This window comes from Bacteroidales bacterium (assembly GCA_031275285.1).
Taxonomy (GTDB): Bacteria; Bacteroidota; Bacteroidia; order Bacteroidales; family UBA4181; genus JAIRLS01.
Genome location: JAISOY010000041.1, coordinates 1 through 11,567, shown reverse-complemented (window position 1 = coordinate 11,567; position 11,567 = coordinate 1). Strand labels below are relative to the sequence as shown.

The 11,567-nt window shown below is 40.7% G+C and carries 12 protein-coding genes; all 12 read right to left on the bottom strand.

The window, feature by feature from the left end; translation table 11 throughout:
• Positions 1-83: 83 nt before the first annotated feature.
• A complete protein-coding gene (locus LBQ60_03540; protein MDR2036976.1) occupies positions 84-1,187 on the bottom strand; it encodes a 6-bladed beta-propeller in 1,104 nt (367 codons plus the stop codon).
• A 113-nt stretch (positions 1,188-1,300) separates the two neighbouring features.
• Positions 1,301-2,491 carry a 6-bladed beta-propeller gene (locus LBQ60_03535; GenBank protein ID MDR2036975.1) on the bottom strand — a complete coding sequence of 397 codons (1,191 nt, stop codon included), beginning with the start codon at positions 2,489-2,491 and terminating at the stop codon, positions 1,301-1,303.
• 143 nt (positions 2,492-2,634) lie between these two features.
• Positions 2,635-4,302, bottom strand: coding sequence for a tetratricopeptide repeat protein (locus LBQ60_03530; GenBank protein ID MDR2036974.1), 1,668 nt, complete (start codon positions 4,300-4,302; stop codon positions 2,635-2,637).
• A gap of 124 nt (positions 4,303-4,426) precedes the next feature.
• Positions 4,427-5,134 carry a hypothetical protein gene (locus tag LBQ60_03525; protein MDR2036973.1) on the bottom strand — a complete coding sequence of 236 codons (708 nt, stop codon included), beginning with the start codon at positions 5,132-5,134 and terminating at the stop codon, positions 4,427-4,429.
• Positions 5,135-5,140: 6 nt separating this feature from the next.
• The gene (gene creD / locus LBQ60_03520; GenBank protein ID MDR2036972.1) at positions 5,141-6,475 is read right to left on the bottom strand and encodes a cell envelope integrity protein CreD; all 1,335 of its coding nucleotides are present in this window, start codon (positions 6,473-6,475) and stop codon (positions 5,141-5,143) included.
• 64 nt (positions 6,476-6,539) lie between these two features.
• Positions 6,540-6,836 carry a transcriptional regulator gene (locus LBQ60_03515; GenBank protein MDR2036971.1) on the bottom strand — a complete coding sequence of 99 codons (297 nt, stop codon included), beginning with the start codon at positions 6,834-6,836 and terminating at the stop codon, positions 6,540-6,542.
• Complete coding sequence (locus LBQ60_03510) at positions 6,833-7,462, bottom strand: hypothetical protein (GenBank protein ID MDR2036970.1); 630 nt, start codon at positions 7,460-7,462, stop codon at positions 6,833-6,835. The genes LBQ60_03515 and LBQ60_03510 overlap by 4 nt, the downstream gene beginning before the upstream one ends.
• Positions 7,463-7,540: 78 nt before the next feature.
• The gene (locus tag LBQ60_03505) at positions 7,541-8,245 is read right to left on the bottom strand and encodes a GntR family transcriptional regulator (protein MDR2036969.1); all 705 of its coding nucleotides are present in this window, start codon (positions 8,243-8,245) and stop codon (positions 7,541-7,543) included.
• A gap of 2 nt (positions 8,246-8,247) precedes the next feature.
• Complete coding sequence (locus LBQ60_03500; GenBank protein ID MDR2036968.1) at positions 8,248-9,447, bottom strand: saccharopine dehydrogenase family protein; 1,200 nt, start codon at positions 9,445-9,447, stop codon at positions 8,248-8,250.
• Between the two features lie 154 nt (positions 9,448-9,601).
• Complete coding sequence (locus LBQ60_03495; GenBank protein ID MDR2036967.1) at positions 9,602-10,294, bottom strand: 5-methyltetrahydrofolate--homocysteine methyltransferase; 693 nt, start codon at positions 10,292-10,294, stop codon at positions 9,602-9,604.
• A 4-nt stretch (positions 10,295-10,298) separates the two neighbouring features.
• Positions 10,299-11,303: a uroporphyrinogen decarboxylase family protein gene (locus tag LBQ60_03490; GenBank protein MDR2036966.1), complete on the bottom strand. Its 1,005-nt coding sequence runs from the start codon at positions 11,301-11,303 to the stop codon at positions 10,299-10,301.
• Positions 11,304-11,306: 3 nt separating this feature from the next.
• On the bottom strand, positions 11,307-11,567 hold a 261-nt coding region (locus LBQ60_03485), incomplete at its 5' end, for a glucuronyl hydrolase (GenBank protein ID MDR2036965.1).

Sequence of the window (11,567 nt, the reverse complement as noted above, 5' to 3'; positions counted from 1 at the left end):
AAATAATCAGACATTTAAAAACATCTTTGCCTAAAATTTTTAGGCAAAGATGTTTTTAAAGCAATTTTCCACAATTTCAGGTTCTACTTTAATTTTCCTAAAAACAAAACATTATTCGCCCCTTCTTCTAATGAAGAAAGTAATTTTTCAAGTTTTTGTTTGTCTTTTCCCGTACAACTACTTTCGACAAGACGTTTTTCGATATTTTCCATTAATTGTTCCGGCTGCAGGTTATATACATACCACCCATTCCTGAAATTTACAACAGAACCAGGCGTGGATAAATTTCCATAATAGTCATTTACAATTTTGATGTATGAAGAAGTCCTGTTCGTTTTGTCGTTATAAATCAGACCTTTTCCAAAAACATTGGAGATGTATTGATTATTCAGTTCCATATATTGTCTGAATGGTTTTTCGGAAGCGTTTGATTGTATGGTAAAAACGGGTAATATCCGGTTCCTTTTTATATCATAATGATACAATGTATCACTACTTGTATGAAGAAATTCAAATTCCCTGGTATTCCGGGTATTGAATATTTCCCCGTTATAATCATTCACCAACAGATGTGCAGGTGGCGATAACTTTTTGATCACATCTCCATTTGAGTCGAACTGAAAAACAATGGCTTCGTCTCCCCTAAAAGCCATATGTATCACGGTTAAGATACCATCAGATAAATATAATTTAGGTTTTTTCAAGCGAATGGGAGCAATTATATTTTTTATGAATTTTCCGGAAGTGCTAAATACCAGTATCTTATCTCCAGTCATAGGAGCAAGGTAGATCAATTCGTTTTTTTCATCAATAAGATCATCATACAAGGATATGGTAAATTCTCCTGGTCCATGTCCGATACTACCGATATCACATAAAAAATTTCCGGAACGGGAAAATAATTTGTATGGATTACCACCTTGTTGCCTGACCCCGATATATTTATCCGTGACAGTAGTAAACCAGGGTTTAAAAAACGCATTTTCCAGATTTTCCAAATGGATCAAAGAACAATCCTCCACAAGCTGGCTAAGTGGGATGGTGATTTCGTTTTTCTTTACCTTATCCATGGAACAAACCATTACTTTGGAGCCATTCACCACTTTTTCAGATATGGTCCCATCTTCTTTTGCATCAGCAATCAGATATGTGCAAATGAATATTCCTAAAAAGATTATCTTTACCATAAATTATAATATATAAAGTTAAACAGCTATAACGGGCTTAAAGTATTCCTGAAGTTATTTTGATAAAGAGCATCTCAGCATGTAGTATTCTGAAATGCTCTTAAAGATTCCTGCTACTTCAGTTTTGCGTAAAAAATATAGTTATTGTCTGTTTCTTTGACTGAATTCTTAAGATCAGTCAGTTTTTTACGCATATCGGATGACATTTTTTTATTGGATGATAATAGTTTTTCCAGGTCTTCTATTAAATCCCCCGGATCATAGTTCTTTATATAATAACCGTTGGAAAAAGCAAAACTGGGCCATCCGATCTCCATATCCCCGAGAAAATCATTGTATAGTTTGAAAAAAGAGCCTTTCAAACTTGATTTTTCAATGATGAAAAAAACATTTTTCGTGGTAGTGGTCATCGACTCGCTGATTTGTTTTGGTTCTGCCAAATTGCCCACATAATGATGGGGCCATTCAGCATACCAAAAGATAGGAACTTTACTACTTCCGTATTTCATGGCAAACTTCGGAATTAATTTATTGCCCTTTATGTCATAGTGATACAAAGTATCCAGACGTGCTCCGAAAGTAGAAAGGAATATGTCTATATTAGATGTATTTTTACTTGATGCTGCTTCATTGTTAAAACCGGTAAAAGATCCGGAAGCATCACGGGGGTTAATGGCAAGATGTCCGGGTGCGATCCCGCTGACCAGTTCTCCTGATATTTTTTGCGTCCATACAATATAAGGGCTACCTGTAAAGGGAACAGCCAGTACGGAAACAGTAGTCCCCGACGGATCAACAAAGATCTTTCCTTTCGGTACGTTCATGGGCAGCCGGACAGGATCCAGTACCTTGCCCTTCAGGTCATATACCAGAATACTATTAGTACTCCATGGAAGGATGTAGATCCGGTTATGTTTTTCATCCAGGAACTCATCGTACACATTACCATACTCACCAGCTCCTCTTCCACGTGCACCGATATTGGTAATATATTTACCGTCTTTGGTAAACAACTTATACGGATTATCTCCTGATCCTTTCACCAGAATATGTTGTTCGCCGATAATGACAGAACCGGTAGAAGCCAATGCTTCATCCTTATTTTCCAGTTTGATCATTTTCAATTCTTCCGTAAAAAAACTTAATGGAAGCGTTACCGTATCTTTCAACAAAGTTCTGTTGCCGACCACTACCTCTTGTTTTCCTACTTTTACCTTATCGGCAACTTTTTTACTCTTCTTTAAATCCTGCGCATACCCCACACAGCAAACCAAAGAAATCAACCCGATCAACACTTTTTTCATGGCATTCATTTTTAAGTGATTAAAAACACAAAAATAAACGTCGACAAAAAAGAATACAATTTTTCTCACGGACATCTTCTTTAGGTTAAATATCTGAAAATTAAATATTTATCTGTTTAAAGAAAATAGTAACGACGGACAAGTTATTGAAATTGATATAAGAAATCATCCAATGTAGTTTTCTCGTCTGCGATCCCGAATCTTAACTGTTTCATCCGGGTCTTCTTTTTGGTAATACCGGCCTTGCTGACACAGTATATATCAGAAAGATCGGCCATATTCACCCTGATCTTTACCAGGCAACAAAAAGCGACATCGGCTTCAGTCAATTGCGGATAGGCCGCCTTTAGCCGGTCTACGAAACCGCCATATACCTGATTGACCGTATGTATCAACTCTACCCAGTCATAATCGGATAAATTGATTTTCCGGTGGCTTTCATTTTCTTCCTTTTCATTCGATTCGTCCAATGAGGGTATTTTCTGAGAAATACTCATTTTCCTGAAAAGGGATTCCCTTAATCCACTGGCCTTCGCACGTAATGAACTCAATTCGTTTTCTTTACGCAACAACAGGTTTTCATTTTCCGCCAGTGCAGCCCGGCTTTCCAATAATTGTTCCTGTTGCAGGTGACTTTCCAGCAATCTTTTTCTCTTATTCCGTGCGTAAAAAATATAGAACAGTAAAAAGCTCACCAACAGGGCTATTCCCAACAATAACAGATATATTTCACGCTCCCGTTTGGCCAGTTTCAACAGGTTATTTTCATTCTTTAATTTTTCTTCTTTGAATTGCTGTTTGGCCATTTCATAGTTTATGTTACTTATGATCCCGGATAATGATTCATCTTGTTTTAACCAGGTCTGGTACGCTTTTTCAAAATGATGGTTCTCTTTTTCGTATTCGAGCTGGGATTGATAGGCCAGGTTCGACACATACTCATCCGTATTCTGTGCGGCAATTCTCAGGTAATACTGCGCTGAATCTCCTTCGCCCAGTCTCATATAGATACGGGCTTTAGCCAGGTTATATAAGGGAACCTCATTGCGCCTGTATTTATATTTCAGGCTAAGCTCTGCCTGTTGCAGTGCCTGGCGGTAATCCTTCATTTCCGAATAAGTCCGGCTCTTCCGGTAATGAACACCAGATACCATCCATTGAAATCCGGAGTGTTGAGGAGCCATGTACAACACACTATCATAATAACTTATAGCCGTTTCATACATACCAGCCGAGCGACATACCAATGCCAGGCTCAACCAATTATTCAAAATCCTCGCAGTGTCTGTATCTGCATTAATGGCTGATGATCTCCGGTATGCTTCTATTGACTGTTCATACTCTTTCATCTGCAGGTAACTCTGTCCGAGCCGAACATAAAAAAAACTCAATGCTGAAAGCTGGTCTTCTTTTATATACAATATAGCCTTCTCAAAATAAGAAATGGCTTCTTTGGGTTTACCTCTGTCCAGCAATATTCCACCCCCAAGATTCAATGATCTGATAATTAATGCCGTATCTCCGGCTAAAAGATATTCATTCAATGCCATATCATTCAATGAGTCGGCCCGGGCAAGGTCTCCGTATATATTAGACAGATATCTGGCATTCAAAAAATGATAATCGGCCAGTTGTTTTTTATTCAGTTTTTGTGGATATTCTATTTCCTGAAGGATCCTGTTGGCCACAGATGGATCATTATCCATAGAATCATCTGCCTTCTGTAACAAAGCATCAACCGTTGAATCCCATTGGCATGAAAAAAGGAAAATGGCTATAACGGACAGGATGAAGATGGGTTTACCGTTCATGGATGATCAGACAGATTTATGTGCGGATAAAAATAATGATTTCTATTCAACCTCAACACGGACCGATAGAAAAAGAGACCGTTTTTTTATAAAAAGCGGTCTCTTTTGCATCATAAATATTATCTCACACACTTGGAACGATCATCTTTATTTTTTCCATTTTAGCCTGCCTTCTCCCGAGCAAAATACTGGTATAAAAATAGATCCATAGAAATCCGGGGAATACTTGCCAAAAGTCCCCGTAAAAAATCACTGACAGGGTCATCATAATGGTCAATAACAAGATGATCACATACCAATAATTCAAATGGTTAAATCTAAAAGGAAAAATAAGAACATTCGTTTTAAAATCTCCCCGAATCCCGATTAGATTTAATGCCACCCAGCCGGATAATATGATTAGTATGACCGGAGTAAGCGCAAGGGGAATAGCAATGCTGTCACCCCAGAGTGGATAAGCACCCCTATACGCTTCAAGTATTATATACCTGGCATATCCAAAACTGGTGAGTAATGCGGCCAAAATACCCAGGACTTTGATCCACCATTTCTTATTTGGTGTCCTTAACCGATGAATACCTATAAAAGAGATCATTAAAATGAATGCACCTGTCACGACGAAAGTGATCCCATAATCCTCCAGTTCAATTTTCGGGGTAAGGTATTCCTTTCTAATTTTATGAAAGCTTTTGGTCCGGTCCGGATCATATGCATTTTTGCGAAACTCATCTTTATCAGTATAGATCTGAAGAGAAGAAGAGTGGACCAGCATTGCTATACCCATCGATAAAATCACCAACCCGGTAAATATCAATATCCTGTTTATCATCATGAATGATCAGGATATGGGTTCATCTTCCGATTGATTCCGGTACCAGTCTATCTTACGCGAGATATACATTACCACTGCCAGGGCGATAAATAATCCCACACTGCCGATCAGCAATGCCAGATCTTCCAGTTGTAATATAGTGTATAGGAATATATACAAAGCTGTAAGGAAGATACCCATCAATGCAGTTTGTTTCTTCGTCCTGAAAATAGACCATGAGTAACCGGTAATCAGAAGAATGATGGATAAAGCCGACAGAAGATAGGCCAGATTAAAGTTCATGTGCTCTGAAAGTGCCAGTAGCAAACTATAGAATAAGATCAATCCAATGCTTACCAGCAGGTACTGTAACGGATGAATCCGTTTACGGCTGATCAGTTCGACAAGAAAAAACACCAGGAAGGTCAGCGCGATAAACATGATGGCATATTTCACAGAGCGTTCCGATTTCTGGTAATGATCTACCGGAATAAGCAGATACGCGCCAAATTCAGAGGCGTCCAGGTCATACTCATTACCTGCCCACATCTGTGGAAAATTACGGTTATAGTTGTATACATTCCATTCAGCGGTGAATCCCTGGGGAGCGATAGTCCGTTTTTCAGGGATGAACGCCCCGTCAAATTTGGGAGAGTTCCACTTCGATGTCATTGACAGGTGGGTTGTTTTTCCTACCGGCGTGAAAAATATACCCTGGCTACCATTAAGGACAATATCAAACTTGAATGTATATTTAGTATCCTTAGGTGCTGACGAAGAAAGCGGAATCTTCACATTCACGCCTGATTTAATCAGATGATTACTGCTTCCGGGGTTTACTTCCCTGCCGGTCCCGTTCCAATCAAAAATAATGCTGCTGCGGATGCCCCGCATATCGGAAATACCAATACTGATGAAAGCATTTTCCCAGTCAATGGAAGTGGGTGTGATCCCCAGATCATTAAAATCCGGTTGTGTGAAACTCCCGTTGACTTTTATATCCGACTGATATACCACCATCTTATAAATACTCCGGTAAAGTATCTCAGGATCCAGCCTTGTCTCAATATCCAGGTCTTCAGGCAGGAAATAAGCCAGGTCATTTACTTCCTTCAATACATGATTGTCCATCCTGTTGTACTTGAACGGAACAACGATCACCGGCCCGGTCAATGTCTGCTGGTTACCCCACTTTGAACTGATTTCATGGCCTACCGATTTACTCGAATGTTCCCGTTCGTAGATTAAACTTCTGATCATATTGATCGGGATGAACATCAGGAGGATCAAGACCCCGATGATGATTGCTTTAACTGTGGCGCTGTTGGCCATCTTTGTCCAGATTGACTGATTGTTTTTCATGATACTATTATTTATAAATTTAAAAGAACTTTGAAATTCAAAGTCTTTAGATAAAAAAATATAATTATAATGGACGAATTAATTTTTCCAATGCGTTCAGGTGCTCCTGAAACGTAGCCTTACCTAAAGCTGTGATAGAATAAGTGGTGTTGGGCTTTCGCCCGACAAACTGTTTCTGCACGGAAATCAATCCATGCTTTTCCAGCGCCTTTAGATGACTGGCCAGGTTTCCATCCGTGATCTCAAGTATTTCTTTCAGTGTGTTGAAATCAACTCCATCGTTCACGGATAAGGCAGCCATGATCCCCAACTTGATCCGGCTGTCAAACAGCTTATTTAAACCGGAAATAATATTTTTCATTTCCGGTCATATTTATAATACATTCGAAGCCCGTATACAATATGCATCACCCCGAAACCAACCACCCAGAAGATCAATCCGTAATTCAGGAAAAAACCGGCCAAAAGACCCAGTATAATTTCACAGATGCCTAAGTAATGGACTTCCGCTACTGTGAATTTTCCGGAATTGATCAGGGCCAATCCGTAAAACACCAGTGTTGCCGAAGCTATCAGATGAATATTATTGTTCACTGCAAGTGCGATACAAAAAATACCACCGGTAAACAATGGAATAAGGAAGTGGTACAAAGTCCTTTTCGCAGTGGATGTCCAAAGTTTAAACCCGGCTTTCCTGGCTTTTCTGGACGAAAAATACCAGGCGGTACAAACCGCACAAAAAAGGACGATCATGGCCAGTAATGCCATCTGCATCCTGATACCAACAGTCGATCCGCTACCCAATGCCCGCATATGCTCGTCATATTTTACTGCTCCCTGACGAAACAGGACAAAATAAGCTACTGCAGCCCCGATCAGGGCGATAACACCTGCCGATATGCCGGATATTCCACTTAATGACAGAAACTTGGATGACCGTTCCATCATGTTCCGGATGTGCTTAAGGTCTTCGATATTTGAACTCATATAAAAGTACTTTTAAATGCAAAGTAATTACTAATTTTCCTGAATACAAAATATTCCGGTTATTTTTTAACAAGATATTTAGAAAGTCCCGTAAAGAGCAAACTCTTCTGTATTACAATACAGCAAAGAATAGATATGTACATCGGGAATATTGATCACAAACTTACGTTCCAGATACAATACCGGATGTCCCTGTTGAATGTTGAAATATGTACTTAGCCGATCATCTGCAGGGATGGAACGGATCAATTGTTCCCCTCCTTTTATCTCGACATCATATCCCTTCCGCAATATATCGAATAATGAGCGGTTATGCATGTTTCGTAATGAAAACCGTGGAAAATATGCTGCAGGAAGATAGGTCTGCTCATAGAATATATCTTTCTCATTGACACGTCGTACACGTTCCATACAGATACATCCTGCTTTCAGCTCGGTTTCATTCAATTCATAGGGAAACCGTACGGGCCATGGGGCAACGTGTGGCTTACCAATGATCTTTGTCTGTACATTATGTTTACCCAATGCGGTAGTGATCCCCGAAATAGATAATATTCCCACTGCATTAGGCCGGCGGCGGACAATGCTCCCCTTCCCTTTGTGCTTGATGATCAATCCGTCATTGACCAATGCATCCAGTGCATGCCGGATAGTCGGTCTGGTTACTCCATGCTGTGCACATAATTCATTCTCCGAAGGCAACAAATCACCTTCAGCAAACACCTCATCGAGTATCTGTTTTCGTAATAAATTATATACCAGCCTATAGCGGGGCGTACTCATAATTACTTAGGCAACTCCAGGTCAACATCGTGCAACTCGTGCCAGGGCAGGCCATGCAGATTTAGTTGCTCCATGAACGGATCCGGATCAAACTCTTCTACATTCTGCACACCCGGTTTTTTCCAGAGGCCCTTCAGGTACATCATCGCACCGATCATGGCCGGAACGCCAGTAGTATAGCTGACGGCCTGTGTTCCTGTTTCTTTGTATGCCGCTTCGTGACTGCAATTATTGTATATATAGTAGGTACGTTCTTTCCCGTCTTTTATTCCCCGGATACGGCAGCCAATAGAGGTCCATCCGGTATAGTTTTCTCCCAGATCACCTGGATTGGGCAGCACTGCTTTAAGGAATTGTATTGGAACGATTTCCATTCCCTGATAGTTCACCGGCTCAATGCCCGCCATTCCGATATTTTGTATTACCCTTAGATGTGTCAGGTATTCCTGTCCAAAGGTCATCCAAAAACGGGCACGTTTCAGAGTCGGATAGTTTTTCACCAAAGATTCGAGTTCTTCATGATAGATCAGGTAAGATTCTTTGGGTCCTATGTCAGGATAGTTCAAAGGCTGGTGGATCTCATGAGGTTCGGTATATACCCACTTTCCGTTTTCCCAGTATTTTCCTTTTTGGGTCACTTCCCGGATATTGATCTCGGGATTAAAATTAGTGGCAAACGGATGGCCATGATCACCGGCATTGCAATCGACAATGTCCAGATATTGTATTTCATCGAAATAATGTTTGGCAGCATAAGCAGTGAATATGCTGGTTACTCCGGGGTCAAAACCACAGCCCAGGATAGCCGTTAAGCCCGCATTTTTAAACCGGTCCTGATAAGCCCATTGCCATTTATATTCAAATTTGGCTTCCTCTTTAGGCTCGTAGTTGGCTGTATCCAAATAGCTGACCCCAGTTTCAAGACAAGCATCCATAATGGTCAGGTCCTGATATGGTAAAGCCACATTAATCACCAGGTCCGGCTGAAAACTTCGGATAAGCGCCACCAATTCCGGCACATGATCAGCATCTACCTGTGCTGTTTTAATGCGGTTGCCGCCAATAGCAGCAGCAATAGCATCACACTTCGATTTGGTACGGCTGGCCAGCATTATTTCGCTGAAAACTTCAGGAACAGAAGCTACTTTATGAGCTACAACGGTACCTACACCGCCAGCTCCGATAATCAATACCTTACTCACTTTTTTATTTTTTATGGTCAACAAACAAATGCAAACCTACATGTTTTTTGTAAAATATGCAATGACCCGGGAATAGCAAATTTACCATCCAACAGATTGAATAAGCCACATCTCAAATTGTACGCTCATTCAGTGTAGTTATCCCGGATAGAAACTATGAATATTTTTTCCTGATACATTCCGTCATATCACAGATAGCACAACCATAAGGACGTTTTACCATCTGACTGCCAATTCCCACAATCCCGCTCACGGATTTTATGGGTTGCATTAGGCATGAGTCAGTAAGGGTGATACCACAAAACTTTTCAGGGACCAGTGAAAACAGTTCTTTTTGATCCGTGAGCGGCCAGTTGCAGTACCCGGGACTATAATTATTGCTGATCTTCATATCATACCTCATCATATCCGCCTCTAATTGAAGCATCATCTTTGATACACATGCTTCGACAAGTACAGAACCAAGGCAATCAGCCAGATAAAGGTTCATCATATCCTTTTTTTCTTTCATCAACTTATTCCACTGATCAAATCCCTTGCCTATTGTTGCGGTAAATACAGCAATTTTTTCAGATTCCCGTAATGAAGATGTAACAATACGTCCTGTCCGGAGTTTTGCATTTCCGATGCGGATATGGTCTTTTTCCTTCCCGGAACTGCTAAAGATACAATAGCCAAACATCGGTTTACAGAAGGTTGACAATTCGGATAAGACCTGTCTGATCATATCCAGTATCAATCCATCCGGTTGATTATTCCCGTACCCTAATAAAAGATACAGGTCATCCATATTTATTTCCAGATCACTACATGAACAATTTTGAGTAACGATGAAGGGATATTCCATGATTTCAACCCCGGATATTGTATTCCTCCAAAGCCTTATAAAAAGCCGCTATATTGGAAAGGGGAGTATGTGGCGGGATATCGCAACCGGAAGATAATATAAAATTTGCGTAGGAGGAAGTTGCATCCAATAACTCCTTAACAGACTGTTCTACCTGTCCGGAAGTTGCACTACGGAATACTCCTACAGGGTCTATATTCCCCATAACCAATACATCAGAAGGACATTCTCTTAAAACATCACACATATCGATCATATTTCCGAAATGATAGGCATTAGCCCCGGTATTGAGCATAGCTGAAGTACAATGCCCCGTATTTCCGCAATTATGCAATACAACGATAAAACTGTCATCCTGAACCGCTTTAATTATGGGTATGATGTATTGCGATGAAAACTCGTCACATCCTTCTACCGAAAGCAGACCTGCGGCAGGTTCTGCAATGATGACCCCGTTCACTCCCTGTTTCTTTATTTCCAGACAATAATCTGTCAGGAATGAGGAACATTTTGAAAGAAGCGCTTTTGCAGTTTCCGGTTCGCAATAACAGGCCATCATCATTTCAGACATATCATATAATCTTCCGGCCAATGAGAACGGACCTATACATCCTCCGAATACCGGTTTATCCGAAATACTCTCTGCTGCAAGCCTGTTGGCCAACAAATATTGCGGCAACCTTCCGCGATCCATCCCCGGAATATTCATTTTCTTGACAGGATCCAGTCCGTCCAGCAATCTCCCGGAAACAGTCGGTATCTCATCTTCCGGGAAAATAATTTCCGCACCGAAAGCTTCGGCTTCCACAGTCAGGTCCATAATAACCGTACATGCTGCAGATGGATATTTTTCATTTAATGCCTGTATGGCTTCAAAATGTACTTTTCCATCAATAACGGCTTCACGGACTGATTTCCCAATCAGTTCAATCCCGGGATGGGTCATAATAGGGATAGCAAGCCGTTCTTTTTGCGTCAGAACCTGTCCCATCCATTCTTTCATATTCATATATTACAATTTAGATTGTAACCGGTTTTTCATACGCAATAAAGCCTCTACATAATAATAATCGGCATAAGAAAGCGGGACATCCACTTCCGAATTATGCGGCAATGAACCGACAGAATGTTTCAGGAGGAAGTTACCGTTGGTACCGGCCCCGGCAAAATAATCAGGGGATGATAGTGTCCGGATCTGCTTCTCTGCTACCTGTAAGTAGTTCCCTGATTCTGGCTGGTCTACATATCCACTTAATTCTATCAGGGCGGAGGC